32 protein-coding genes and 1 tRNA gene are annotated in these 22,271 nt (G+C 59.1%); 18 read left to right on the forward strand and 15 right to left on the reverse strand.

The features are described 5' to 3' along the window. Nucleotides 1-6: 6 nt before the first annotated feature. Complete coding sequence (locus ABM562_RS25895) at nt 7-417, reverse strand: NUDIX hydrolase (protein ID WP_258577959.1); 411 nt, start codon at nt 415-417, stop codon at nt 7-9. 578 nt (nt 418-995) lie between these two features. On the opposite strand from ABM562_RS25895, the gene ABM562_RS25900 reads away from it, so the two are divergent. The 3 genes from ABM562_RS25900 (at nt 996) to ABM562_RS25910 (ending at nt 3,863) form a co-directional block, all read left to right on the forward strand. Next, the gene (locus ABM562_RS25900) at nt 996-1,310 is read left to right on the forward strand and encodes a DUF2388 domain-containing protein (RefSeq protein WP_115087132.1); all 315 of its coding nucleotides are present in this window, start codon (nt 996-998) and stop codon (nt 1,308-1,310) included. Nucleotides 1,311-1,483: 173 nt separating this feature from the next. Further along, nucleotides 1,484-2,149: a TIGR02466 family protein gene (locus ABM562_RS25905; protein ID WP_460423817.1), complete on the forward strand. Its 666-nt coding sequence runs from the start codon at nt 1,484-1,486 to the stop codon at nt 2,147-2,149. Nucleotides 2,150-2,783: 634 nt separating this feature from the next. Beyond that, nucleotides 2,784-3,863, forward strand: coding sequence for a 3-oxoacyl-[acyl-carrier-protein] synthase III C-terminal domain-containing protein (locus ABM562_RS25910; protein WP_233674589.1), 1,080 nt, complete (start codon nt 2,784-2,786; stop codon nt 3,861-3,863). A gap of 221 nt (nt 3,864-4,084) precedes the next feature. Here the strand turns inward: ABM562_RS25910 and ABM562_RS25915 are convergent, their stop codons facing one another. Beyond that, nucleotides 4,085-4,417: a YceK/YidQ family lipoprotein gene (locus ABM562_RS25915; RefSeq protein ID WP_115087011.1), complete on the reverse strand. Its 333-nt coding sequence runs from the start codon at nt 4,415-4,417 to the stop codon at nt 4,085-4,087. A gap of 246 nt (nt 4,418-4,663) precedes the next feature. Here ABM562_RS25915 and ABM562_RS25920 point away from each other — a divergent pair, with 246 nt between their 5' ends. The 9 genes from ABM562_RS25920 to ABM562_RS25960 all read left to right on the forward strand — a co-directional run bounded on the left by ABM562_RS25920 (nt 4,664) and on the right by ABM562_RS25960 (nt 9,896). After that, nucleotides 4,664-5,020 (forward strand): hypothetical protein, encoded by a 357-nt coding sequence (locus ABM562_RS25920; protein ID WP_115087010.1) that lies wholly within the window; start codon nt 4,664-4,666, stop codon nt 5,018-5,020. A gap of 55 nt (nt 5,021-5,075) precedes the next feature. After that, nucleotides 5,076-5,480 (forward strand): hypothetical protein, encoded by a 405-nt coding sequence (locus ABM562_RS25925; RefSeq protein ID WP_233674588.1) that lies wholly within the window; start codon nt 5,076-5,078, stop codon nt 5,478-5,480. Nucleotides 5,481-5,638: 158 nt separating this feature from the next. Further along, entirely contained in the window at nt 5,639-5,833 is a 195-nt protein-coding gene (locus tag ABM562_RS25930) for a hypothetical protein (RefSeq protein ID WP_115087131.1), read from the forward strand. A gap of 35 nt (nt 5,834-5,868) precedes the next feature. Continuing rightward, nucleotides 5,869-6,312 carry a GNAT family N-acetyltransferase gene (locus tag ABM562_RS25935; RefSeq protein WP_134062827.1) on the forward strand — a complete coding sequence of 148 codons (444 nt, stop codon included), beginning with the start codon at nt 5,869-5,871 and terminating at the stop codon, nt 6,310-6,312. Between the two features lie 63 nt (nt 6,313-6,375). Then, nucleotides 6,376-6,732, forward strand: a complete 357-nt coding sequence (locus ABM562_RS25940; RefSeq protein ID WP_115087007.1) for an I78 family peptidase inhibitor — start codon at nt 6,376-6,378, stop codon at nt 6,730-6,732. Between the two features lie 83 nt (nt 6,733-6,815). Continuing rightward, entirely contained in the window at nt 6,816-7,028 is a 213-nt protein-coding gene (locus tag ABM562_RS25945) for a YceK/YidQ family lipoprotein (RefSeq protein ID WP_115087006.1), read from the forward strand. A 179-nt stretch (nt 7,029-7,207) separates the two neighbouring features. Continuing rightward, nucleotides 7,208-8,791: a sensor domain-containing diguanylate cyclase gene (locus ABM562_RS25950; protein ID WP_346617497.1), complete on the forward strand. Its 1,584-nt coding sequence runs from the start codon at nt 7,208-7,210 to the stop codon at nt 8,789-8,791. Between the two features lie 358 nt (nt 8,792-9,149). Then, nucleotides 9,150-9,437 (forward strand): hypothetical protein, encoded by a 288-nt coding sequence (locus ABM562_RS25955; protein ID WP_460423821.1) that lies wholly within the window; start codon nt 9,150-9,152, stop codon nt 9,435-9,437. Nucleotides 9,438-9,563: 126 nt separating this feature from the next. Next, nucleotides 9,564-9,896, forward strand: a complete 333-nt coding sequence (locus ABM562_RS25960; RefSeq protein WP_115087002.1) for a hypothetical protein — start codon at nt 9,564-9,566, stop codon at nt 9,894-9,896. Here the strand turns inward: ABM562_RS25960 and ABM562_RS25965 are convergent. Together ABM562_RS25965 and ABM562_RS25970 are read right to left on the reverse strand one after the other, a co-directional pair. After that, entirely contained in the window at nt 9,860-10,525 is a 666-nt protein-coding gene (locus tag ABM562_RS25965; RefSeq protein WP_115087001.1) for an SOS response-associated peptidase family protein, read from the reverse strand. The two genes, ABM562_RS25960 and ABM562_RS25965, sit on opposite strands and share 37 nt — an antisense overlap. Nucleotides 10,526-10,599: 74 nt before the next feature. Beyond that, entirely contained in the window at nt 10,600-10,842 is a 243-nt protein-coding gene (locus ABM562_RS25970; RefSeq protein WP_115087000.1) for a hypothetical protein, read from the reverse strand. 108 nt (nt 10,843-10,950) lie between these two features. On the opposite strand from ABM562_RS25970, the gene ABM562_RS25975 reads away from it, so the two are divergent. Next, the gene (locus ABM562_RS25975) at nt 10,951-11,400 is read left to right on the forward strand and encodes an anti-virulence regulator CigR family protein (RefSeq protein WP_346617496.1); all 450 of its coding nucleotides are present in this window, start codon (nt 10,951-10,953) and stop codon (nt 11,398-11,400) included. Between the two features lie 70 nt (nt 11,401-11,470). Next, on the forward strand, nt 11,471-11,674 hold the full coding sequence (locus ABM562_RS25980; RefSeq protein ID WP_115086998.1) for a hypothetical protein: 204 nt from the start codon (nt 11,471-11,473) through the stop codon (nt 11,672-11,674). Nucleotides 11,675-11,713: 39 nt separating this feature from the next. Here the strand turns inward: ABM562_RS25980 and ABM562_RS25985 are convergent, their stop codons facing one another. The 3 genes from ABM562_RS25985 to ABM562_RS25995 all read right to left on the reverse strand — a co-directional run bounded on the left by ABM562_RS25985 (nt 11,714) and on the right by ABM562_RS25995 (nt 12,721). Further along, the gene (locus ABM562_RS25985; protein ID WP_115086997.1) at nt 11,714-12,127 is read right to left on the reverse strand and encodes a DoxX family protein; all 414 of its coding nucleotides are present in this window, start codon (nt 12,125-12,127) and stop codon (nt 11,714-11,716) included. A gap of 144 nt (nt 12,128-12,271) precedes the next feature. Then, a tRNA-Leu gene (locus ABM562_RS25990) sits at nt 12,272-12,356 on the reverse strand. Between the two features lie 170 nt (nt 12,357-12,526). Beyond that, on the reverse strand, nt 12,527-12,721 hold the full coding sequence (locus ABM562_RS25995) for a hypothetical protein (protein ID WP_134062821.1): 195 nt from the start codon (nt 12,719-12,721) through the stop codon (nt 12,527-12,529). Nucleotides 12,722-12,951: 230 nt separating this feature from the next. Here ABM562_RS25995 and ABM562_RS26000 point away from each other — a divergent pair, with 230 nt between their 5' ends. The 3 genes from ABM562_RS26000 to ABM562_RS26010 are packed head-to-tail and all read left to right on the forward strand — an operon-like array spanning nt 12,952 to nt 15,956. After that, entirely contained in the window at nt 12,952-14,118 is a 1,167-nt protein-coding gene (locus tag ABM562_RS26000; protein WP_115086995.1) for a two-component system sensor histidine kinase NtrB, read from the forward strand. A gap of 1 nt (nt 14,119) precedes the next feature. Further along, nucleotides 14,120-15,565, forward strand: coding sequence for an ATPase domain-containing protein (locus ABM562_RS26005; protein ID WP_233674602.1), 1,446 nt, complete (start codon nt 14,120-14,122; stop codon nt 15,563-15,565). Nucleotides 15,566-15,584: 19 nt separating this feature from the next. Continuing rightward, complete coding sequence (locus ABM562_RS26010; RefSeq protein WP_115086994.1) at nt 15,585-15,956, forward strand: response regulator; 372 nt, start codon at nt 15,585-15,587, stop codon at nt 15,954-15,956. Nucleotides 15,957-16,034: 78 nt separating this feature from the next. Here the strand turns inward: ABM562_RS26010 and csrA are convergent, their stop codons facing one another. The 8 genes from csrA to ABM562_RS26050 all read right to left on the reverse strand — a co-directional run bounded on the left by csrA (nt 16,035) and on the right by ABM562_RS26050 (nt 21,761). Continuing rightward, complete coding sequence (gene csrA / locus ABM562_RS26015) at nt 16,035-16,232, reverse strand: carbon storage regulator CsrA (protein ID WP_010223936.1); 198 nt, start codon at nt 16,230-16,232, stop codon at nt 16,035-16,037. 282 nt (nt 16,233-16,514) lie between these two features. After that, complete coding sequence (locus ABM562_RS26020) at nt 16,515-17,528, reverse strand: DNA topoisomerase IB (protein WP_460423825.1); 1,014 nt, start codon at nt 17,526-17,528, stop codon at nt 16,515-16,517. Between the two features lie 42 nt (nt 17,529-17,570). Further along, entirely contained in the window at nt 17,571-18,659 is a 1,089-nt protein-coding gene (gene modC, locus ABM562_RS26025) for a molybdenum ABC transporter ATP-binding protein (RefSeq protein WP_460423827.1), read from the reverse strand. Between the two features lie 2 nt (nt 18,660-18,661). Beyond that, nucleotides 18,662-19,342, reverse strand: coding sequence for a molybdate ABC transporter permease subunit (gene modB / locus ABM562_RS26030; RefSeq protein WP_115086991.1), 681 nt, complete (start codon nt 19,340-19,342; stop codon nt 18,662-18,664). Next, nucleotides 19,342-20,100 (reverse strand): molybdate ABC transporter substrate-binding protein, encoded by a 759-nt coding sequence (gene modA / locus ABM562_RS26035; RefSeq protein ID WP_233674585.1) that lies wholly within the window; start codon nt 20,098-20,100, stop codon nt 19,342-19,344. Before modA ends, modB begins: the two co-directional genes overlap by 1 nt. 81 nt (nt 20,101-20,181) lie before the next feature. After that, nucleotides 20,182-21,255 carry an NAD(P)H-dependent flavin oxidoreductase gene (locus tag ABM562_RS26040; protein ID WP_460423829.1) on the reverse strand — a complete coding sequence of 358 codons (1,074 nt, stop codon included), beginning with the start codon at nt 21,253-21,255 and terminating at the stop codon, nt 20,182-20,184. A 28-nt stretch (nt 21,256-21,283) separates the two neighbouring features. Next, the gene (locus ABM562_RS26045; RefSeq protein ID WP_166675690.1) at nt 21,284-21,454 is read right to left on the reverse strand and encodes a hypothetical protein; all 171 of its coding nucleotides are present in this window, start codon (nt 21,452-21,454) and stop codon (nt 21,284-21,286) included. Nucleotides 21,455-21,458: 4 nt separating this feature from the next. Then, nucleotides 21,459-21,761, reverse strand: a complete 303-nt coding sequence (locus tag ABM562_RS26050) for a DUF1883 domain-containing protein (RefSeq protein WP_115086988.1) — start codon at nt 21,759-21,761, stop codon at nt 21,459-21,461. A gap of 158 nt (nt 21,762-21,919) precedes the next feature. Between ABM562_RS26050 and ABM562_RS26055 the strand changes: the two genes are divergently transcribed. Beyond that, nucleotides 21,920-22,270, forward strand: a complete 351-nt coding sequence (locus tag ABM562_RS26055; protein WP_254284858.1) for a hypothetical protein — start codon at nt 21,920-21,922, stop codon at nt 22,268-22,270. Nucleotide 22,271: the final 1 nt, after the last annotated feature.

The following is a 22,271-nucleotide window of genomic DNA, read 5'->3' on the forward strand; positions in this document are numbered from 1 at the left end:
CGCCAATTAGGTTAGTTGCTTGCGTAACAGCGGCAACGCTGCCCGAGTGGCGACAGTTAACAGCGTGGGCAGCATCTCTAGAGAAAACCAGCCGATAGCTGAATGTTTCTCGGGCTCGACCAAATACGGATCGCCATCAAACCGCGAAACTTTATAAACGGGCGCTACCCAGTGAGTTTTTTTCTCTGAGTCAATTTGGTTGACCACGCAAAGGAGAGTCATATCGCGAAGCTGGATACCCAACTCCTCATCGATCTCTCTCACGACAGCGTGTTCAACCTCCTCGAGAAAATCTACTTTCCCCCCAGGTAAGCCCCAGCAACCTGCTTCCGGCTCCTTCAGGCGCTGGATTAATAGAATGCGGCCATCGCGGACTATCGCAGCGCCGCAGCCTAGTCGAGGCAGTTCAAACATCATATATCCTCCCTATTTAATCCGTTTTTCATTCGCGGGGTATCTGAGCACGGCGTTTAGCAGCGTGTCTACATCTCACTCAACTGTTGACCCAATGGTTGGCTGCCTGCCTGAGCCATGCTAGGTGACTTGGCTGAGCGCTTACCCAGTGCGAAGCTGCCCTCTTCGATGATCACGGTTCGGTCTATCAATGCTGTTTGGATGTGCAGTAATCGAGGCAAGGTAATTCTGACCAGCTCAGGGTGACGGGTTACAGGGGAAGAGGGGATTGTGTTCGGTCGGCAGGACGCCGGAGGAGGGGAAAAAATCAGTTCCAAAACTGAACGTGGGCACCCTTGTAGAATGCGGCTTTCACGGGCGTTGAAAACTGAAAGTTTTGGAACTAAAAATCGGTCCAAGACCGCAGCGGGTGGGTGTCTTTCCATCGGATTGCAAATCCGTCTACGCCGGTTCGATTCCGACCTCGGCCTCCATTATTGAAAGCCCCGCAGATTAACGTCTGCACTTAGCAATGTTCATAAAGTTATCAAGTGGTCGCTCTTGCTAAGGTGCGCTCCCATTCGCCGTACTTCGAGCTCTTCATGAAAACCACCCCCCTGCTTCGTCTGCTCTGCCTGGTCGGTTGCCTGGTAGGCGCCCATGCGCAGGCCACCAGCTTCGTGATGACCACGGACCTCAGCGTAAGCCTGAGTATGAGTGCCAGCAAAGGTACCAGCAGTTCGTTCAAGGACGACAAAATCGTTCTGGCCGCCAAGGAGGACGCCGCCGCCTTCGTCGCCAGCGATGGAGACATTCGAGGAGTTCGCCTTGAAGCAGCATTTGTCAGGATTCGCGAGGTGCTTGATGTCCCCCGCATATCGGACCAGCAACTTGCGTGCACCATCTTAACGCTCTGACCTGATCTGGCCGGGGGTGATTGTTGTTCGTGGTTGAAGGGTGCCAAATAGCAATTTTCGAGCACCTTACTAACACCGCTCTACATCCAGGGACGATGACGCCAATTAACGATCTAACCAAGCTCAGGGGCATCGACGTCCAGCAGTGTAACTGACGCAATTTGGAAAAATGTATGCAGCCCAGCATTGACTTACTCAACCCTGAACTTATAAATATTCGGCGTTTGTTTGCGACCCCTTTGGCCAGTATTCACTACCCTGACGCAGAAAGACTCAATGTCGAGCTGAAAAACCTAATCAGCCGCCGTATGACGGAAAACCGAAACGGTGTTAAGCATAGCAATGAAGGCGGTTGGCAGTCGGCGAGCGACTTCACTGAATGGGGTGGGGAAGCCTGTGATGCGTTAGTGCGATTTGCTAGAGCGTTTGCCGTTCAATTGACAGCGGTCCATAGTGAGAAGTTCGGATTTATTGAACCCCGCTTCGAATGGACGATTAATGCATGGGTGAATGTTACTGAGGCTGGCGACAGTAATGCTCTTCATGGGCATCCTGGTGCATTTTGGTCTGGCGTTTACTGGGTCGACACCGGCGGCCGAGAGGAAGATCCGACTGTTGGCGGTGATATAGAGTTTATGGACCCGCGCGGCATGATCGCCTCGACATACAATCCGGCACTACGGATGAGAGTTGAAGACTGTCTTACTGCAGGGTTTAGTAGTGCGTGTGTTGCAGAAAGTGGAAAATTCATTATGTTTCCATCGTGGCTTATGCATTCTGTACAACGCTTTGAAGGCACCAGGCCACGCATATCCATAGCCTTTAATTTTGGACTTTAAAGACTTTCTGGTCAATTGAGCAACGGTGAATGACATAGCGATCCAGAAATAGCTGCGTTGGGTTGAAGCGGCCATCGATGCGCAGCGCCGATACCACGCTGCCCAGGATTCAGGTCAGTCTGCCCAGGAAGTCGAGCGCCTGCGCCTAAGCGTTGCAGCCTAATCAATCAAAGTATCAATAAAGCCACCAAGTGTGGAAGTTTCAACCATGATGTTTATAAAAACATCGTCTTCCAGGCGAATGACCCACATCAGTCTGACGTTATAAGGCTGATGGTACAGCAAGGAATTCGCCATCGGTCGCATTGGATATAGAGCAATGCATCTCATCGGCTGCCGGGGGAGCAAAGTGGTTGGTAAACAGCTGCGTATCTGAAGCAAGTTCATAGCGCGCTGCGTACCTGGTTGTATGGCATTACGCCAGCCGCCAATTGGCTAACTCTTGATTTGCGTCATTATTGAGCCTTTGTTAAGGCGCATAATTGAGTGTTTAGTGGGTGGTTTACTTGGCCAGAATGGCAGGTTGAAAATTTTGTTAGCGGCCTTGATTTACTGTTTTTTTGTGCTAGAAATAGAGGCGGCCAGTGGTTGCTTACAGGGATGAGTAAGCCTCTACTCATGCGCAGCCATTGCAATGGATGAATACTTCAAACAAGGACGTTATATGAAGATAGTTGGGCTGTCTGGGTTGCTTCCGTCACGCGTCGTCACCAATCAGGACGTTATCAACCTGGTCGAGGAGCACTCAAGAAATACGTTTCAGGATGACTTGCCAAAAACATTGAAGACCATCGGCAAGCTGCTTGAGAAAAGTGGCAGCGAAACACGGCATTGGCTGGCGGCCAACGAGAAGCCGATGGAGCTGATGGAAGCAGCATTCAATTCGGCGCTCGCGCAAGCTGATATCAACAAGGCAGACCTGGATTTATTGATTTATCCGAACGTAACGCGAGGGTTCATCGAGCCTGCCAACAGTACCTTCATTGCCAAGGCGCTGGGCCTGAACTGCAGAAATTTTGATGTTGTCGACGCCTGCAACGGTTGGGTGACGGCCATGGATGTGATCAATAGCAAAATGGAAGCGGGGGAGATCCGCTACGCAGCCATCGTTAACATGGAATTTGGCATGTCGGATGGCGGGCCGGTCATGCCAAAGAACTTTTCTTTGCAGTCACCGGCAGAACTGGCTTACAAGTTCCCCAGTTTTACCATCGGTGAAGCGGCCACCGTCACCATCCTCAGTAATGAAGCCCCGGGGAATTTTAAATTTTCGTACATCAACAGGCCTGACCTGAGCGACTTGTCGACTATTTCTCTGCCGGACTGGAAGCTGTTTTGCAATGAGGAGGATATTGCGCGTATCGCACCAACCGGTGGGCAGTATCTGTTCAACTCCTACGCAGCAGCCTTGCATGAAGATGGTCGAAATGAAGCGATAAAAGTGTTCAATCTGCAAAACGTCTCGGCTGCGGATGTCCATAAAGTATTCATTCATACCGGCTCGCCAAAAATGTGGGAGCACATTGGCCAGCTGATTGGTATTGATAGCAAGCTGCATCACGTTGGACATAAAACAGGTAATATTATTACTGCGTCGATCCCCTTTGGTATTTTTGATGCGGTTAGCCGAGGGGAGGCCGAGAAAGGGCAGTTCTGCATGGGCTGGGCAGGAAGTGGCGGAATGGTGTTTTCTGCGCTGTCATTTACCTTGTAGGGTGCTATTGCAAAGGGCATTGCGGGGGCGATTTTCTAGCTGAAAGTCGTCGTTCCGAAATCCGCTGTTGAGCTTCCTCAGCAAGCACCTATCAACTTGCCGCATCCGTGCGGCAAGTTGAGCATCCAGGCGAAACCCGTCTACGCCGGTTCGATTGCGTACCGCTTGGGCAAGCTGATTACGTACAACACTTGTTCGCCAACCTGCGGCAGTAACCGCCGCTACTCGAAACGTGCCTTTTGAATATCTCCGTGCTCGTTCTGCAGGTAGATGGAGTAGGGCAACACTACGGTATCTGCTACGCCAGACAGGGCCAGGTCGAAAAGTATCAACGGCGCGGCAGGGTACCCATCAAAGCCGACAGAACGGCGGGGCGCTGCGTCCAGTGTGCAGTAATTCAATGCCGCACCGCTGTAGATTCGTGGAATGGAATCGCAATTGGAGTGCCAACGGGCAAGCTTGTTGCTGGAGATCATGTCATCCCTGAAGACCGTGTTGATCGTCCCGCAACCGGTTAACGAGATCGAGATCAGTAGAGTGCTGAAGAATTTCATGTGGCGCGTCCGTGCTGAAGTTGGCGGTGATTATTACCGAAATTCAAGACGCCAGGGGCCATGCACGCCCATTTCAACGTTCACATTCGGCATGATTGCCTGTTGGTTATGCCCCCGTGGCGTCGTCCCGCCTCCCCGCGGCGCCGAGGTTTTTCCTGACGCCTTACTGGCGACGAAATACTGTTTAAATTGGTATATGGAACCTGTATTTTGACGGCACATCCCACTTCTTTTTAAGTTCAATTCATGCTCAAAGCGTTCATTCTCCTGTTGACGTCAGCAATTGTGTTTGATTCCGCTTTGGCGGGGGAGTCCGTGCAGGATACGAGGGGCGCAAAAATTCTTGCTGCTGGCGACATCGAGCCCTACTCGTGTCCTGGCCTTGGGTTGTACGATTGCACGGGCTGGCCTTCTAACCTGTACCGCTTTACCGGTCAGGACACATGCTTCACGACCCGCGAGTCCTGTGCTTTCGGTTGTGCCGCGCTGTTGATTGACATGGGAGGGCAGCAATCCCTTCTCTTGGCTGGCATGCGCTACCGTGAAAAGATGGTTCGAGTGGCGGGACAGGCTCAGGCGTGTCCGCAAAACTTTGCCCGGTAGGCATCTGCCGGAGCGCTGGCGATCTGCTCGGTCAATACAGACAAGGAGGTTTGTAATGCTTGCGAAGTTGCTGGTAACGATCGGCATCGTCTTTTACGCCGTTGTGGTTCCTCTTCTTGAGGTCAACCAGACTCACGTTTTCAACCCGGCGTGGGAGCCTCACGCGCGGCTACATGAAACCTGGCAACTGTTTACCAACACCGCAATTGGCGTTTATAGCGTCTGGCTGGTGTGGATCAAAGACCATCTCAAACTTGCGAGCCTGCTCACCCTGTTCGTCACCGGTGGCTTCTTGATCGCGTACTGGTTGCGCGATGGTTACGGTGGATCGATGGTGCTCAGCGACGGTTCAGAGAAGATGATCCTGGGGATCAATCTCGGCCTGTTTGCCTACACGCTGGCCATTGTGCTGGCGGTGCTGGCCGTTGTCCTCGAACAACGCAGGGGCGCGCGGGGCTAGTGGCTGTTTGTCGTTGTGCTGGTAGCGAAGGGTTGCAGGGCTTTCAACGACAAACGGTATTACGAAGCATTCTCAAAACTATCGTTCTCCTGTAATCTCGCCGCCGCTCAGGTGGCGACCCGGTCGCGCACCTGTTTTCAGTGCACGTGGGGGCGGGAATGGAGACGAAGAAAGGGATGGCGGCGATTCTGGAGTGGAGGGCCCGCTTCCTGGATGAAGGTACTTTGCAGGAGGCTGATTACGACCAGGCTCTGGTGGCAGCGCAGCAGCTCGAGCAGTCCGGTCTGGTCAGCCCGGGGGAGTGGGTGGCTATGGTCCGTCAAGCGAATGCGGCATTGCTGGGCCAGCGGTAGAATCAGGTTTGGTTCACATCCAGGCAGGAGGCCGAATGAGCGCAACACAAGAGCTGACCCTTGTCCGTCAGGCCACGCCCGACGACCTGAGCGCAATGCTCGCATTCGATACCTACGCCAGTACTAACCCTGGGCGTGGGCATTTTCTTGAAGAGTCCATCGGCAAGCACCAGTGCCTGGTTGCGCTTTGTTCAGGGGCTGTGATCGGCTATGTGGTGCTGACCTACCATTTTTTTGATTACGGTTTCGTTGCCCTGGTGGTGGTTGCCCCTGCTCATCGGCGCCAGGGTGTAGCTTTTCAGCTTCTTGCCGCAGCCGAAGCGGCGTGCAAGACAGCAAAGCTGTTCATCTCGACCAACCAGTCCAACCTGCCGTCGCGCAGGCTTATTCTGAAAGCCGGTTTTGTGCCCAGTGGCGTCATCGAAAACCTCGATGAGCAGGACCCGGAGCTGGTCTACTTCAAACGCATTCGCGGTTGACCTGCGGCCAGGGAACTTGAGTTTGTCTATTCGGTCTGAGCTGACTTTCAAGGCTCTCTTTTTATGGACAACAGTGCAGCACGAAGTGTGCTCGACGCGCTCCCCACCCTCATTCTCGGGCTCGCCCTGGCGCTGGTCGGCTGGCTGGTGTTCAGCGTGGTGATCGTCGAACTCACAGACGCCATTACCGATGATTCCAGTGCCTACACCAGCGATGTGCAGGAGTGCTCGTCAGAGCCCGTCCAGATCTTGTTCGGCCAGGAGGTGGGCAAGGAAGTACTGCTGATTGCCAAGATGTTATCGGGTGTCAGTTCGGTGCGTGTGTTGTCGGCGCCCGGTCGCGACCTGAGTTACGTACCGGATCGGTTGAATCTTGAGGTGAATGGACAGCGCCGGATTTTTGCAGCCTTCTGCGGTTAGCGCGTGCCGGTGCAGGGCTTAGGTGACTCACCGGTTATAGCAGCGTCTATGTATCGACAGCTCAATAGCGATAAGGACATTGCGTGGTACGTAAACTCATCTTGATGGTCGCCCTTTCACAGCTGAACGGCTGCGCCTGGCTGGCCGCCGTCGGCAATCGCGACCGTTCATACGATTGCTATGGCGGGCTGGAAACCGAGTACCAGCTCGCGCAATTCATCGGGCCATTCGTGCTTGTCGACCTGCCTTTCACGCTTGTGGCGGATACCGCTTCCCTGCCTTTTTGCTGGCTCTGAAAGGTAACATTTCCCCTCCCAGTCAAGTGAAGGCCTCAGGCTCATGGCGCTGTGGGGCTTTTTTGCATGCTTGCCCTAGGTGAGCACGTCCCGGTGGTCTATGTTAAACGCCAGGCGCTGTTGGACAGTCTGGAGGTGGTTTATCACAGTGGTGGGAGTTTTATGGAACAGGGACCTGTATGCACCCATCCGATGACCTGAACGGGGACGAAACCGCAGAATCGTTCTCGCCACGCGAAGGGCGTTCGGCGCCACTGTTCCGCCTGATCCTGAGTTTCATGCTGGTGGTCGTGCTGCTGTTCGTCGGCATTGAAGGCTGGCGGATCTGGCGCGACTACCGGCACGCCTTTGCCAGCGCCCATGACTCGGTGACCAACCTTGCCAGCGCCACCGCCCAGCATGCCGAAGATGCTATCCGCCAGGTCGATGTGGTGACCGCGATGCTTGGCGAGCGGCTTGAAGGTGACGGCTTTGCGCGGATGAATATTCCGCGGCTGCACAGGCTGCTCAAGCAGCAGGCGGCGTTGATGCCACAGTTGCACGGGTTGTTTGTGTATGGCTCGGACGGTCACTGGATCGTCACCGACAAGAGCGAAACGCCGACCAATGCCAATAACGCCGACCGCGATTATTTCGAGTATCACCGCACCCATGTGGACCGTGGCGTATACATCGGCGCCGTGGTGAAAAGCCGCTCTACCGGCGAGTTGATCATTCCCGTTTCCAGGCGCCTCGATAACCCCGACGGGTCTTTTTTCGGGGTGCTGCTGGGCACCGTCAAGGTCGATTATTTCGTCGAGTTCTACGGTGCGTTCAAGATCGATGACCGTGGCGCGCTGGTGCTGGCCAAACGGGACGGCACCATCCTGCTCCGCCGGCCTTTTGTCGAGCGGGTGATTGGCGGCAGCCTGGCCGGCAGCGAGATCTTCCAGGAGTACCTGCCGCACTCATCCGAGGGCGTGGTCGAAACCACCGCAGTGGTCGACGGTACCCAGCGGTTGTACGCCTACAAGGCCCTGGACGCCTATCCATTGGTGGTCGAAGCCGGGCTCTCCCGGGCCTCGATCATTGGCCCCTGGCGTGATGATCTGATCAAGACCGCCATGGTCTTGCTGTTGTTGCTGGTGGGCTTGAGCGGTTTCGGCGCCCTGGTGCTCAGGCAACTGCGCGAGCGAATCGTGATGGAGACCGCGCTGCGGCGTGCACACCAGACGGTCCGTGACCTGGCGTTGAGCGACAGCCTGACGGGCCTGGGTAACCGCCGGCGGCTGGACACTGCCCTGGCTGAGGAAATTCGTCGGGCCAGGCGTCAGGGGTATCCGTTGGCGCTGGTGATGATGGATCTGGACTACTTCAAGCGGTACAACGACAACTATGGACATCCCGCCGGGGATGACTGCCTGCGCGCCGTGGGCACTGCCATTCAGGGCAGCCTCAAGCGTCCCGGCGACCTGGCCGTGCGCTACGGTGGCGAAGAGTTCACCCTGCTGCTGCCCAACACCGATGCGGCGGGGGCCAGCAGGATTGTCGAGGACATTCTCGAGGCGATCCGCCAGTTGCACATCGAGCATGTGAAAAGCCCCTCGGGCAGGGTGACCGCCAGTGCCGGCATTGCCCTCGGCTACCCGGGCAAGGAGGCGGTTGGCGCAGACATGCTGATGGGCGCGGCCGACTCGGCGCTGTACCTGGCCAAGGACAAGGGCCGCAACGGTTGGTGCCTGGTTGACGGCCTGGGCGAAGGGCGGGCGAGCTCCAAGCTCTAGCCATTCGTCGCTCGAACGGCACGCTGCCCACAGCGTACCGCTCGAATGAATACGGCCCAGACCTCCTGTGCCTTGCAACCGAGGTGCTTATGCCTAATGTCTCGATGCAAATACCCCCACAGCCCGAATCTGAGCCTGACGAAGAATACGATCCCTTGACCCGGCCTCAGGTTATTCCGCAGGAGCGCCCAGGCGATTGGCAAGAGGGCGACAATGAGGAACAGTATCCCGACGACAAGGATATGCCGTTGCCCAACGACTAGGCAGTCGGCTGCCTGGAGCGCGTTGATGGGGCCGTGCGTGATAAAACGCCAACGCATGGGTAAGATGCCCGCCTCGTAAATGCAAAGGACTGATCATGGACGACCCTTCTCTGGCGCAACGCTTGTTTGCATTGGCCGCGATCATTGTCGCGGCAATAGGTGGCGGTATTTTCGTGTTTTTTCTGTTAGCCCCTGGAGGTCCTTTTCCCAGCTTTGGACGCGCGCTGGCAATATTTACCCTGGGTGTAACCAATGGTTTGTGTCTGCCGCTGGTCGGCACTTATTGGGTGCTCGCCGGGAAGCCGGCAGGTGCCGGTACGCTATTGATTTTGCAGGCGATAGGGCTGATCGCCTTTATTGGATGGTATCTGTCGCTGATGTGAAGTTGTGCCTGCCTGCTTTATAGCGACTGGCTCTATTGCACACTGTCCAACACCTAATTGAGTTCTTCTGTTTCATACTTTTTTTATATATCTTTCGTGTGCTGCCGACTCACAAGGAAAATAATAATGAGGTACAGAGGCGCACACTATTGGGCTTGGGCAGACTGCCAACTGCACAGCCAGGAGCATGAAGAATCGCTGGAGTCGGGAATCACACTTGATGTCAAGGCGCGGCTGTCGCGCAGCGGTTGCACCCAGTTGTTTCTCGGGGTTTACACCAGTGCCGGTCTACCCATCGTGGAGGAGTATCACGACCATCTCGATGAAGTCACCCTGACCCGGGCGATTATCTGGGGCGTAAAACGTTGTCGCGCAATTGCCGCCGACGTCATCGAACTCAATGAGCTACCTGCCATCAGCCACTACCCCGGGATGCGGGCGATCAATTCGGCGCCCTGATTACGCACATTGCCGATCGCAGCGCTGACCGGGTACCACTCGAACTGCGCTGCCGGCTCACCCAGATTCAAGGCCATCTGCTCGGCGTGTTCGCCGGCGGTGGCCGGGTCCAGCCATTGCCGGGCAAAAGCCGGCGCCAGCACAATTGGACGGCGGTCATGCACGTCGAGCAGACCGCCTTCACTGTCAGCCGTGAGGATGACGAACCCCGCATGCTCGCCGCTGCACTGGCCGATCGCGGCGCACAGGGCAGGGCGGCCATCGCCGCGGCGGATCAGGTAGGGTTGCTTTTTCGGGCCGCCTTCATCGACCCATTCGAACCAGTTGTCGATCGGCACGATGGCCCGGTGTGGCCAGATGGCGCGGAAGAAGGCGCCATGGGCGACCTTTTCCACCCGCGCGTTGATGGGGGCGGCGCGGTCCCTGGCCCAGTGCGGGCGCCAGCCCCAGGGCAGCAGGTCGGCGTGGAGGATGTCAGCCTCGATATGCAGCAGCGCCACGCGGGTGGTCGGCGCCACGTTGTAGTGGCCAAGCGGCTGATCACCGACGCTGTTGACCAGGGCGCCGGGCATGCTCAGGGCCTCGACGAAATCGTGGATGCCATGGTATTGGGATAACCTGCCGCACATGCTGCGAAGCTCCGCGAGGTGCCTACCGGTGGAGGATAGACGCTATCGGGGGGGCAAGCCCGCTCCTGCGACGGTCAGCTCAGCACCCAGACCAAGAGCGATACCACCAGAGCCAACAATGTGCCCAGCCAGGCGCAGGCTTCGAACTTCGAACGTTGCACGCTGGCGCGAACTTCGCGCAGGTATTGCGCCTTGGTCGGCGCCCGCTCGCGATAGCGCAGGTGCTCGGCCAGGTCATGCAAGCGGGCCTCGATGATCGAGCCGACCACGAAGAATGTCGCGCCATAGCTGGCGATGAAAATCAGCAGGTACTTCATTGTCGCTCCTTGGCTTGCCCGTCCCTGGTGCCATTACCCTGTCACGGAACCTTGTGCCTGCACAACGTCTAAGCTGATGTGGGATGTCCCATTCTTGAGCACATCATCATGTTCAGATCGCGCTTGCTGGTTGTCGTCGCCACCTCGTTGAGCCTGGCACTCGGTTCACTTGGCGCTGTTGCCGATCCGGGCAATGGCAAAGGTAATCCGGGGCATGGCCAGGGCAAGCAGGGTGGTCAGGGTGCCAGCCAGAAAGGTGGCAAGAGCGCTGACCAATGGAGTCATGGCCCGGCCATCGATCGCACCCGTGTCATCAATGTGCTGCTGGGCTATCCCGATTACTGGAGTCGTGGCGCCGACCTGCCCCCGGGTGTACGCAAGAACCTGGCGCGCGGCAAACCCCTGCCACCCGGCATCGCGAAAAAGCTCGATGACCGCCTGATCGGCAGGCTGCCGCACTACGATGGCTACGAATGGCGCCAGGCCGGGACCGACCTGATTCTGGTAGCGATCGCCACCGGCATCATCTACGAAGTGCTGACTCACGTGCTCGATTGAAACCGTAGTTGACGGCGGGGCAGAGTGCGCTTATACAGGCGCCCCCCACACCGGCAAGGCAGGCCCTGCAATGAACGACGACGATCTGGACATTCACGAACCTGAGCATGATCACCTGCTCGACCATGACTTCGCCGAGGATGATTACGAAGCGCAGGAAGAGGTCAACCCGTTGTTCGATCCGCAGGATGACGACGAGCCGAATGCCAGCGATTGTGCAGGTGATGACGATGCATTCTGGGATGAAGGCGTAGACACCCTCGACGACCTCTAGGCGCCAGCAGCGGCGCTGGCGCCTGGAGGCGGTTGCGGGTTAACGCCCATCCACCGAGAAGCGCCCGGCACCGGTAACCGACAGCAGCAGCAGGCCGCCGACGATGCTCATGTTCTTGAAGAACTGCACGGTGTTGGCCGCCTTGGCCGGGTCGACCATATTCCAGAATGGGTGGCCGATAACGGCGGTACCGATCACGAACAGGGCAAACAGGAAGGCCAGCGGGCGAGTGTAGAAGCCGAGGATGAGAATGATGGCGACAAAAAACTCCATCACCACCGCCACCGCAGCTGCGACTGTTGGCACCGGAGCTCCCAGGGATGCCAGATAGTCAACCGTGCCGTCGAAGCCGGTGAGCTTGCTCCAGCCAGACATCACGAACAGGATCATCAGCAGTATCCGCGCCAGCAGGATGATGACGTCGCGCTGGTTGTCGAACAGGGTATAGCGCATGGCGGCCTTCCTTTGTTGTTGGGCAATTTTACCTTAGCAGTTGCCGGAAGGATTTGCGGCCAGCCCAGCATAAAAAGGGCATAAGGGTTGTTTGGGCGAACGCCAGACAGCAAAAAGGCGCCGCTAAGGCGCCTTCTCAGAAGATGGTGCGAGTGGCGGGACTCGAACCCGCAAGGCTCACGCCGGCAGATTTTAAGTCTGCTGTGTATACCAATTCCACCACACTCGCACTGGGTTGAGGAAAATGCATTTGCTCCCTCAATCAAGCGAGCTTTATAACCCATCGTTATATTCGAGTCAACCGCGTGCAGGGCTCTGGACGGCGCCTCCGTGCCGAAATCGGCAATGGCCGTCATTCAGTATGTCGCAGTCGCCGCCAGCGCCACGCAGTGTTCGTGATCAGTAGCTGATCGTATCGGCGACGCCGCGCAAGTCATCCACCGACGATTGCAGGCCCGCGATTCTACCCAGCACTGCGGCGGCGTCAGCCTGGTGTACCGAGTGCTGCAGGTACAGCACGTGCCCGCGCAGGTCGAGCGACACCCGCTCAAGGTCGGCGGCGGTGTGCTGCAGGTCATCATGGATAGCTTTCATTCGTAGGTCTGCGGCCACGCGTCGTTCCCTCGAGGTAGGTGGCAGGTCTGAAGTGCCGGGCGACTATAGAGCAATTGATTCCTTGCTGTCATTGGGCCACTGTTGCTTTCACCACGCCGTCGACTGGCAGTGCCTGAAGAATCCGACTAAGTTTTAGACCAGCGCAGGGAATCGCTTGCAGCGTATGCTGTCATATCCAGACAAGCCATCTACGGCTTCGTGGGGCAGCCATGGTCTCATCCGACTCCGAACTTCATGTGATGCATGCCAGTCGCTTCGAGCAACTGGTACAAACGGTGGTTGATTACGCTATCTACATGCTCGACCTCGAAGGTCACGTGGTGTCCTGGAATGCCGGCGCACAGCGCATCAAGGGCTACCGTGCCGATGAAGTGATCGGCAAGCATTTCTCGATGTTCTTCACCCCTCAGGATTGTGCCGACGGCAAGCCGGACTGGCTGCTTGAGCGTGCCTTGAGTACTGGCGGTGCCCAGGATGAAGGCTGGCGCATGCGCAAGGACGGCACGCTGTTCTGGGCACTGGTGGCGCTGGACGTGATCAGGGCACCCGATGGCGAAGTCGTGGGGTTGGCGAAGATAACCCGCGACATTACCGACCGCCGCGAGGCCGCACTGCAACTCGATGAAATGCGCGCCCAGCTGTTCCAGTCGCAAAAGCTTGAAGCCCTCGGGCAATTGACCGGGGGCATGGCGCATGACTTCAACAACCTGCTGACCATCATCATCGGCTCGGCTCGCCTGGCCCTTAACAGCCGAGACCCGCAACGTACCCAGCGCCTGCTCGAACACATCCTCGATGCGGGCGAGCGCGGTAGCCAGATGACCCAGCAACTGCTCAGTTTCGCCCGGCACAAGGCCTTGAAGTTCGGTCGCGTCAAAGTACCGGAACTGATCGAGTCGACGCGCGTGCTGCTCGGCCAGACCCTGCCCGCGTCGGTGGAACTGCAGGTGCTGCTGGCCGACAACCTGTGGGATGTCGAAGTCGATGCCGGGCAGTTGCAGATGGTATTGCTCAACCTGATCTTCAATGCCCGCGACGCCATCGATGGCGAGGGGCTGATCAGCATGCAGGCGCAAAACTGCACGCTTACAGGCCGCCCCGAGGGCCTGGTGGGGCGCTTTGTCTGCATCAGCATCAGCGACACCGGCCGCGGCATCGACAGCAAGGTGCTGCCGCGCATCTTCGAGCCTTTTTTCACTACCAAGAGCTTTGGCAAGGGTACCGGGCTGGGCCTGAGCCAGGTCTATGGTTTTGCCAAGCAGAGCAATGGCGCGGTCAGCGTCAGCAGCGAGCCGGGCAAGGGTACCTGCATGAGTGTCTACCTGCCGGTGTACACAGCCTCCATTGACCCCGTCCCTGAACACGGAGGTGCATAGCATCGTGGAACCACTCAAACGCCTCGCCACTGGTATCCCCGGGCTCGACGAACTGCTCAAGGGCGGGCTGGTAGTCGGTGCTTCCTATATCGTTCAAGGACGGCCCGGTTCAGGCAAGACCATCCTGGCCAATCAGTTGGCGTTCAACCATGTGGCGCATGGCGGACGGGTGCTGGTGGCGACGCTGTTGAGCGAGTCCCACGAGCGTCTGTTCCAGTACCTGTCGACCTTGAGCTTTTTCGATCCGGCGAAAATCGGCGCGCAACTGCAGTTCGTCAGTGCTTTCGACACCATGGAGCAGGAGGGGCTGGACGAAGTGGTGAAACTGCTGCGCGGGGAAATCAGCCGCCATCAGGCCAGCCTGCTGATCGTCGATGGCCTGCTCAATGCCCGCTCGCGGGCGGAAACCCCGCTGGACACCAAGAAATTCATCGCCGAGCTGCATGGCCATGCGGCGTTTGCCGGTTGCACCGTGCTGTTTCTGACCAGCTCGCGGCTGGACGATGGCAGCCCGGAACACACCATGGTCGATGGTGTCATCGAACTGGGTGACGAGCTGTTCGGCAGCCGCTCGGTGCGCCGCATCCAGTTGCGCAAGACCCGCGGCAGCGGCGCCCTGTCGGGTATCCACGAGTGTGAAATCACCGAGGACGGCATCCAGGTGTACCCGCGCCTGGAGTCGCTGTACAGCCACCCGACCGGGCCTGGCACGGGCGAGCTGACCCGCGTCCCCAGCGGCGTGCCGGTGTTTGACAGCATGCTCGGAGGCGGGCTGCCCGCTGCCTCGGTGACCCTGGCAATGGGCCCGTCGGGCATCGGTAAAACCTCCCTGGGCGTGAGCTTTCTGGGCGCGGCGACAGTCGCAGAACCCGGTCTGCATTTCGGCTTTTATGAAACGCCGCATCGCCTGCGCCTGAAGGCCGGCGCCCTGGGCTACGACTTTGCCGCCATGGAGCGCGCCGGGGCCTTGCGTATTGCCTGGCAACCGACTACCGAAGGCGTGCTTGATGATGTCGGCATGCGCTTGCTGCGCTTGGTCGAGCAGCACAACATCAAGCGTGTGCTGATCGACAGCCTCGGTGCTTTCACCCGCCTGGCAAGCAATCCGATGCGGCTGAACGAATTCTTTCGCGCCCTGACCGGCGAGCTGCGCGCCCGTGACGTCAGTGTCCTGGCCACCTGGGAAATGCGCGATATCTTCGGTTCGGAAATCAACGCACCGGCGCCCGACCTCTCGAGCATCGTCGACAACCTGCTGTTGATGCGCTTTGTCGAGATGGAGTCCGAGCTCAAGCGATTGCTGTCGATCCTCAAGGTGCGCGACAGCTATTACGATCCGGCGCTGCTGGAACTGATCATCAGCGACCACGGTATCGATCTGCAAAAGGCCTTTTCCCAGGCCACGGGGGTGATGTCCGGGACGCCCTCGCAGGTGCCTGGATCATGAGAATGGGGCCGGCAACACCATGAGTACCATTCTGGTCGTCGACGACGAGTACCTGATCGCCAATATCCTGGGCTGGGCCCTGGAGGACGAAGGTTTCGACGTGGAACTGGCCGGTAATGGGCAAAAGGCCCTGGACTTGCTGAAAGGCAAACGAGTGGAGTTGGTGATCACCGATTACATGATGCCGGTGATGGATGGCGAGGCACTGGCCGTCAGTATTCGTGCAGAGCCGCTGCTACAGGCCTTGCCGATCATATTGATGAGCGGGGCACAGGCTCACAAGGGGCGGGATAATCCCAGGCTGTTCGCTGCCGTGTTCGACAAACCCTTCGACATCGATCAACTGATTGCCAAAGTGAAGGAACTGGTTGGCGCGCCTGAGGCGCCTTGAGACCTGCGGCTGCAACCTGGAGGGTTGTCAGGGTCAGGATCAAGCGCATCCGTGCGGCTTGAGTGAGCTGGGGGCTACTTAGTGCTCGTCGCCTCCTTTTTCCGGTGCCGGGCTACCGGCCTGAATGCGTTTGAAAATCTCCTCGCGGTGCACCTGTACATCTTTCGGTGCATCGATGCCGATCCTCACTTGCATCCCTTTGACGCCCAGAATGGTGACTTTGATGTCATCGTTGATGACGATGCTTTCGCCAACCTTGCGGGTGAGTATCAGCATGTATTTCTCCTTGGTAACGTAAGTTGCCTTGCAGGCGTAGCCCGCAGAAGCCGGGATCACACAGGGGGTGCATCCCTCTTTCCCTTCATTAAAGACGCTTTCGGCGGATATTAATTCCCCCGAACACAGATTCTGTAGTGAGTCTTTAGTCGCAGGTGCCGATTGGCTGGATGAGCGCTCCCGAACAGCGAGTACTGCTCATACCCGCAAGCATAGGGGGGTTGAAGGAATATGGGAAATTTCTCTGCATGATAGTGAAGGTGGGTTTCGCTGAATGGCTTTTCAAGGGGCAGGGAGGTTTTGCAGAAACCACGCCAGGGCCACTTCCTCGGCCTCCAGCCCCTTGCGGGTGCGTGGCCGTGGTAGCTTGGCCAGCCCGCCCAGGGTGAAATGCTCCAACAGCGCCGGATGGATATAGCAGCGCCGGCATACTGCCGGGGTATTGCCCAGGCGGCTGGCGACCTGTTTGACGGTCTCGACGATCTGCCGCTTGGCTTCCTGCTCCGGCTGCCACTCAAGCTGGCGCAACAGGCTCAGGGCCAGGGCGCTGCCGGCCCAGGTACGGTAGTCCTTGGCGGTGAAATCGCTGCCGGTCAGCTCCTGCAGGTAGGCGTTCACGTCGGCCGAGCCGATGCTGTGGCGCTGGCCCTGTTCATCCTGGTACTGGAACAGGTCCTGGCCGGGCAGGTCCATGCAGCGTTTGACCAGGTTGGCCAGACGCCGGTTCTTCAGGGTCACCCGATGTTCGATGCCGCTCTTGCCGCGAAACTGAAAGCGGATGGCGCTGCCGTTGACCTTGACGTGACGGTTGCGCAGGGTGGTCAGACCGAAGGACTTGTTGTCGCGGGCGTACTGGCGATTGCCGATGCGGATCAAGGTGCTGTCGAGCAGGCTGACCACCAGGGCCATGACCTTTTGTCGATCAAGCCCCGGCCGCGCCAGATGACTGTCCAGTTGCCGGCGCACCTTGGGCAAGAGGCTGGCGAAGGCCAGCATGCGTGAGTACTTGTGGCTGTCGCGATAGCTGCGCCAGTCGGCATGGTAGCGGTACTGCTTGCGTCCGCGGGCATCACGGCCGGTAGCCTGCAGGTGGCCTCGCGGGTCGGCACAGATCCATACATCGGTGTAGGCCGGCGGGATCACCAGGGCCCTGATCCGCTCGAGGGTGGCCGGGTCGGTGACCCGGTCGCCTTGTGCATCGAGGTAGACGAACCTGCCGCGCAGCGTCTTGCGGCGCAGGCCGGGCTGGGTGTCATCGACATACTGCAAGGCGGCGGGCAGGGCGGTGTCGGGCATGGCGCGGGTCCAGTGACGGGGCTTGTACTATGGACCGCAACGTCAACCCAACAGTGCCACCGACTTGATCTGTGCCCATAGCGACTGCCCGGCATGCAACTTGAGCTGGTCGGCGGAATAGCGGGTGATGCGCGCCAGCAAGGTGGTGCCGGCCGCGTCCAGGCTGACCAGCACATGGGCGCTGTTGTCGGCCGGGCGGTGGCCGCTGACCGTCACCGGCAGGCGATTGAGGATGCTCGATTGCTGATCGGCGCCCAGGCTCAGGCTGACGTCACGCGCCTGGACCTTCAGGCGCAACGGCATGCCGACGGCCAGCGGTTCGTGGGCAACGCGCACCTGCAAGTCGCTGTGCGGCAGTTGCAGGCTGAGCAACTGGTAGTCGCTGTTGTAGGCGCTGACCTGGCCTTCGATGATCACCCCGGCATCATCGCCCTGGGCCAGGGGCAGATCGAGGCGGGCGAGGGTGGCGGCGATCGGGCCGCTGGCCTGGACCTTGCCCTGTTCCAGTAGCACCAGGTGATCGGCCAGGCGCGCGACTTCGTCCTGGGCATGGCTGACGTAGATCAGCGGAATCTCCAGTTCGCTGTGCAGGCGCTCAAGGTACGGCAGGATCTCGCGCTTGCGCGGGCCATCGAGGGCCGCCAGCGGCTCGTCCATCAACAACAGTTGCGGGCTGCTCAGCAGCGCCCGGGCAATGCCCACGCGCTGGGCTTCGCCGCCGGAAAGCGTCGCAGGCTTGCGCTCCAGCAGGTGCTCGATGCCGAGCAGTTCGCAGGCCTGCTCAAGGCTGACCTTGCGCAGCTGGGCGGGGATGCGTTTGTAGCCGAAGGTCAGGTTGGCGAGCACCGACAGGTGCGCAAACAAGCTGGCCTCCTGGAAGACATAGCCGATCGAGCGTTGATGCGGGGCGACGAAATGTTCGCGGCGCGAGTCCTGCCAGATTTCGCCGTTGACCTCGATGTAAGCCTCGGTCGCGCGCTCAAGCCCGGCCAGGCAGCGCAGGCACGTGGTCTTGCCCGAGCCGGAATGGCCGAACAGGGCGCTGATGCCGCGCCCGGGCAGTTGCAGGTCGACATCCAGGCTGAAGTCGTCGCGCGCCAGTTTCAAGCGGGCGTGAATCATCGCTGCCATGCTCAGCTCCAGGCCGATTTGCCGCGGCGGCTGGAATACAGCGCCAGCAGCACGAGGAAAGAGAACACCAGCATGGCCCCGGCCAGCCAGTGGGCCTGCAGGTACTCCATGGCCTCGACATGGTCGAAGATCTGCACCGACACCACCCGGGTCTTGTCGGGAATATTGCCGCCGATCATCAGCACCACGCCGAACTCGCCGACGGTGTGGGCAAAGCCGAGGATGCTGGCGGTGATGAAGCCAGGGCGCGCCAAGGGCAACACCACATGAACGAAACAGTCCCAGGGGCTGGCGCGCAAGGTCGCAGCCACCTCCAGCGGCCGTTCACCAATGGCGCTGAAGGCGTTCTGCAAGGGTTGCACGACGAAGGGCATCGAATAAACCACCGAACCGATCACCAGGCCGCTGAAGCTGAACACCACGGTGCCCAGCCCCAGCGCTTCGGTGGTCTGGCCGATCCAGCCGTTGGGCCCCAGGGCCAGCAACAGGTAGAAGCCGATCACCGTCGGTGGCAGCACCAAGGGCAGGGCCACCACCGCGCCCACCGGCCCGCGCAGCCACGAGCGTGTGCGCGCCAGCCACCAGGCGATGGGAGTACCGATGAGCAACAGGATCAGCGTGGTCAGGCTGGCCAGTTTGAAGGTCAGCCAGATGGCGCCGAGGTCGCTGGCATCCAGTGGCATCAGATTTCGTAACCGTAGGACTTGATCACGGCAGCGGCTTTCGGGCCTTTGAGGTATTCAACCAGGGCTTTGGCTGCGGCGCTGTCCTTGCCTTTGTTGAGGATCACCGCGTCCTGCTTGATTGGCTCATGCAGGTTGGACGGCACGATCCAGGCCGAACCGCTGCTGACCTTGCCGTCCTTGTAGATCTGCGACAGGGCGACAAAGCCCAGTTCGGCATTGCCGGTGGAGACGAACTGGAAGGCCTGGGTGATGTTCTGGCCTTCGACGATCTTGGCCTTGGTGGCCTCGGTCAGTTGCAGTTTGTCCAGCACCTGAGTCGCCGCCAGGCCATAAGGTGCGGCTTTCGGGTTGGCAATCGACAGGTGCTTGAACTGGTTTTTCTTCAGCACATCGCCCTTGCCATCGACATAGTCATCCTTGGCCGACCACAGCGCCAGGGTGCCGATGGCGTAGGTGAAGCGCGAGCCCTTGACCGTGTCGCCTTCTTTTTCGAGTTTTTCCGGCGTGCTGTCATCGGCGGCGAGGAACACCTCGAACGGCGCGCCGTTCTTGATCTGCGCATAGAACTGGCCGGTAGCGCCATAGGCGGCAACCAGCGTGTGGCCGGTGTCTTTCTCGAAGTCCTTGGCAATCGCCTGGATCGGTGCGGTGAAGTTGGCGGCAACAGCCACCTGTACCTCATCGGCCCAGGCGCTGTTCAAGGTCATGAAGGTGGCCAGGGCGGCCAGGGCAAAACGCGGTGCGCACTTACTCATGAAAAACAGCTCCACAGGCTGAGGGGTATTCGTTATATAGGTGAATATATAGCGAATGCCTGGCCAACGGGAAGTACTGCTTCAGCGTTTGAGCTGGGCGAGGGCGTTTTCAGCCAGTGTGCGCGTCAGTTCACCGGCCGGCAGGGCCTGCCCCAGGCGTAGCGCCTGGCCCGACCAGAGGTTGCTGAAATCGCTGTTGCCTTTCGGCTCGCTGATCGCCCGCAGCGGCATCAGCGCACCACCAGCCAGGGGGAAGCGGGGCGCAAGGTCACTCATGGGCCCCAGTTCGCGCATGATTCGCGTGCGGATACCGCGTGCCGGGCGCCCGGTAAACAGGTTGGTGACGGCCGTGTCGCTTTCCTTGGCGCTGTGCAGGGCCTGGCGATGGGCCGCCGAGACCTTGGCTTCCGGGCAGAACAGGTAGGCGGTGCCCAGTTGCACCGCCGAAGCGCCCAGGGCCAGGGCGGCAACGATGCCGCGATGGTCGCCAATGCCGCCGGCGGCAATCACCGGCACGTTCACCGCATCGACAATCTGCGGCACCAGCGCCAGCGTACCGACCTGGGTATTGAGGTCGCTGCTGAGGAACATCGCGCGATGGCCGCCGGCTTCATAGCCCATGGCAATGATTGCGTCGCAGCCGTGATCTTCCAGCCACAGGGCTTCATCCACCGTAGTGGCGCTGGACAGCACCTTGGCGCCAGTGGCCTTGACCCGCTTGAGCAGGCTGGCTTCGGGCAGGCCAAAGTGGAAGCTGACCACCGCCGGCTTGAATTGCTCGAGCAACTGGCAGGTGGCGTCGTCGAAGGGCGCACGATTGGAGACCGGCGTCGGTGCCTCGAAATCGGCACCCAGCTCTTCATAGTACGGTTTGAGCGCCAGCTTCCAGGCTGCGTCGCGGGCCGGGTCTGGCTCGGGCGGCTGATGGCAGAAGAAGTTGACGTTGAGCGGGCCGTTGCTTGCCTCGCGAAAGGCTTGAAGCTCGGCGCGGATCTGTTCCAGGCTCAGGGTGGCACAAGGCAGTGAACCCAGGCCGCCGGCGTTGCTCACGGCAATGGCCATGGCCGAACCGGTGGAGCCGGCCATGGGCGCCTGAAGGATCGGCAGTTCGATGCCGAACAGATCGAGGAGGCGGGTGTCCGGCCATTGGCTCATGCCTGGGGTTCCTTGTGCTGAGGTGGTTTTACAGCGCTTTGCTCACCTTGATATCAGTGATCTTCTTGGCGTCTTCGCCGTGGAGCTGTTGCAGCGCTGCCTGCACTTGCTCGGGAGCATCGCTGGTCAACTGGGCGAAGTCGAAACGTTGCTCGCCATCGATCTTGTACTTGATCACGAACTTGGTGGTCTGGCTCATGGGCTTATCTCAGTTTCGACGACGAACGACGGATGATCTTCACCGTGTGGGTGAAGGTTGGCTTGGTGACTGCCGATAATGCACGCGGGCCCACGGTGTCGATAGTGATGTTCCAGAAGCCGGTGCTGGGCACGGTGATCTTGGCCGGGAAGTCGACGAAGGCGCCGCCATGATAGGTGTGGCGGCCGCCGTTCTTGAAGCTGCGGAAGTTGGCGTCGTTCATCAGGCGGATATTGCAGCGCTGGGAGCAATGGATGACCACGATGTCATCTTCGTTGAGGTGCTCGCGCTGGTGTACGAATTTCATGTTGCACTCCGCATTGGATCTGTCAGCAAATCAAAACGATACCATGATGTCGGTTACACTGTCGGCCTTCATGCCAGGCCCAGGATAAAACTGCCAATCAAGGGAGCGAAATGGTCTGCGCGTGGTCATATTCTTTTTCCGTGGTGGAGGTGTGCTTGATGAAGTGGGTCGTAGCAGCGTTGGCAGTAACGCTGGGGGGCTGTGTAAGTGTGTCGGAGCTGGAGCGCAGCCCGGAAACCCTCAATGTGATTTCTGGCAAGAAACCCCAGGAATATGCCGACTGCGTGCAGCAGCAGTTGAGTGAGACGCGCGGGCAGCTGGCCGTGGAAGAGCGCCACGACGGTTTGCGCCTGGTCGTGCCGCAAAAGGTGGGTGCCGGCCCGGCCGCGCTGGTGGATATCGACAAGCGTGGCAGCGGCAGCAGCATCAAGCTGTATGAGCGGTTGAATAATTTCCCGCTGCGCCTGGGTGATGTGAAGACCGCGGCGACGCGCTGCATCTCCGGGTAAT

The organism is Pseudomonas sp. ZL2 (assembly GCF_054788455.1).

Bases quoted from the DNA above. Each gene is read 5' to 3' on its own strand.
- modB (WP_115086991.1), bottom strand. From the start codon at position 19,342: ATGCCACTGGATGCCAGCGACCTCGGCGCCATCTGGCTGACCTTCAAA.
- ABM562_RS26055 (WP_254284858.1), top strand. From the start codon at position 21,920: ATGAAGTGGGTCGTAGCAGCGTTGGCAGTAACGCTGGGGGGCTGTGTA.
- ABM562_RS26040 (WP_460423829.1), bottom strand. From the start codon at position 21,255: ATGAGCCAATGGCCGGACACCCGCCTCCTCGATCTGTTCGGCATCGAA.
- ABM562_RS25925 (WP_233674588.1), top strand. From the start codon at position 5,076: ATGCTTGCGAAGTTGCTGGTAACGATCGGCATCGTCTTTTACGCCGTT.
- ABM562_RS25955 (WP_460423821.1), top strand. From the start codon at position 9,150: ATGGACGACCCTTCTCTGGCGCAACGCTTGTTTGCATTGGCCGCGATC.
- ABM562_RS26045 (WP_166675690.1), bottom strand. From the start codon at position 21,454: ATGAGCCAGACCACCAAGTTCGTGATCAAGTACAAGATCGATGGCGAG.
- ABM562_RS25920 (WP_115087010.1), top strand. From the start codon at position 4,664: ATGCTCAAAGCGTTCATTCTCCTGTTGACGTCAGCAATTGTGTTTGAT.
- ABM562_RS26020 (WP_460423825.1), bottom strand. From the start codon at position 17,528: ATGCCCGACACCGCCCTGCCCGCCGCCTTGCAGTATGTCGATGACACC.
- ABM562_RS26000 (WP_115086995.1), top strand. From the start codon at position 12,952: ATGGTCTCATCCGACTCCGAACTTCATGTGATGCATGCCAGTCGCTTC.
- ABM562_RS25950 (WP_346617497.1), top strand. From the start codon at position 7,208: ATGCACCCATCCGATGACCTGAACGGGGACGAAACCGCAGAATCGTTC.
- ABM562_RS25940 (WP_115087007.1), top strand. From the start codon at position 6,376: ATGGACAACAGTGCAGCACGAAGTGTGCTCGACGCGCTCCCCACCCTC.
- ABM562_RS25995 (WP_134062821.1), bottom strand. From the start codon at position 12,721: ATGAAAGCTATCCATGATGACCTGCAGCACACCGCCGCCGACCTTGAG.
- ABM562_RS25970 (WP_115087000.1), bottom strand. From the start codon at position 10,842: ATGAAGTACCTGCTGATTTTCATCGCCAGCTATGGCGCGACATTCTTC.
- ABM562_RS25975 (WP_346617496.1), top strand. From the start codon at position 10,951: ATGTTCAGATCGCGCTTGCTGGTTGTCGTCGCCACCTCGTTGAGCCTG.
- csrA (WP_010223936.1), bottom strand. From the start codon at position 16,232: ATGCTGATACTCACCCGCAAGGTTGGCGAAAGCATCGTCATCAACGAT.
- ABM562_RS25960 (WP_115087002.1), top strand. From the start codon at position 9,564: ATGAGGTACAGAGGCGCACACTATTGGGCTTGGGCAGACTGCCAACTG.
- ABM562_RS25930 (WP_115087131.1), top strand. From the start codon at position 5,639: ATGGAGACGAAGAAAGGGATGGCGGCGATTCTGGAGTGGAGGGCCCGC.
- ABM562_RS25895 (WP_258577959.1), bottom strand. From the start codon at position 417: ATGATGTTTGAACTGCCTCGACTAGGCTGCGGCGCTGCGATAGTCCGC.
- ABM562_RS25985 (WP_115086997.1), bottom strand. From the start codon at position 12,127: ATGCGCTATACCCTGTTCGACAACCAGCGCGACGTCATCATCCTGCTG.
- ABM562_RS25910 (WP_233674589.1), top strand. From the start codon at position 2,784: ATGGATGAATACTTCAAACAAGGACGTTATATGAAGATAGTTGGGCTG.
- ABM562_RS26010 (WP_115086994.1), top strand. From the start codon at position 15,585: ATGAGTACCATTCTGGTCGTCGACGACGAGTACCTGATCGCCAATATC.
- ABM562_RS25905 (WP_460423817.1), top strand. From the start codon at position 1,484: ATGCAGCCCAGCATTGACTTACTCAACCCTGAACTTATAAATATTCGG.
- ABM562_RS25900 (WP_115087132.1), top strand. From the start codon at position 996: ATGAAAACCACCCCCCTGCTTCGTCTGCTCTGCCTGGTCGGTTGCCTG.
- ABM562_RS25935 (WP_134062827.1), top strand. From the start codon at position 5,869: ATGAGCGCAACACAAGAGCTGACCCTTGTCCGTCAGGCCACGCCCGAC.
- modA (WP_233674585.1), bottom strand. From the start codon at position 20,100: ATGAGTAAGTGCGCACCGCGTTTTGCCCTGGCCGCCCTGGCCACCTTC.
- ABM562_RS26050 (WP_115086988.1), bottom strand. From the start codon at position 21,761: ATGAAATTCGTACACCAGCGCGAGCACCTCAACGAAGATGACATCGTG.
- ABM562_RS25965 (WP_115087001.1), bottom strand. From the start codon at position 10,525: ATGTGCGGCAGGTTATCCCAATACCATGGCATCCACGATTTCGTCGAG.
- ABM562_RS25915 (WP_115087011.1), bottom strand. From the start codon at position 4,417: ATGAAATTCTTCAGCACTCTACTGATCTCGATCTCGTTAACCGGTTGC.
- ABM562_RS25980 (WP_115086998.1), top strand. From the start codon at position 11,471: ATGAACGACGACGATCTGGACATTCACGAACCTGAGCATGATCACCTG.
- modC (WP_460423827.1), bottom strand. From the start codon at position 18,659: ATGGCAGCGATGATTCACGCCCGCTTGAAACTGGCGCGCGACGACTTC.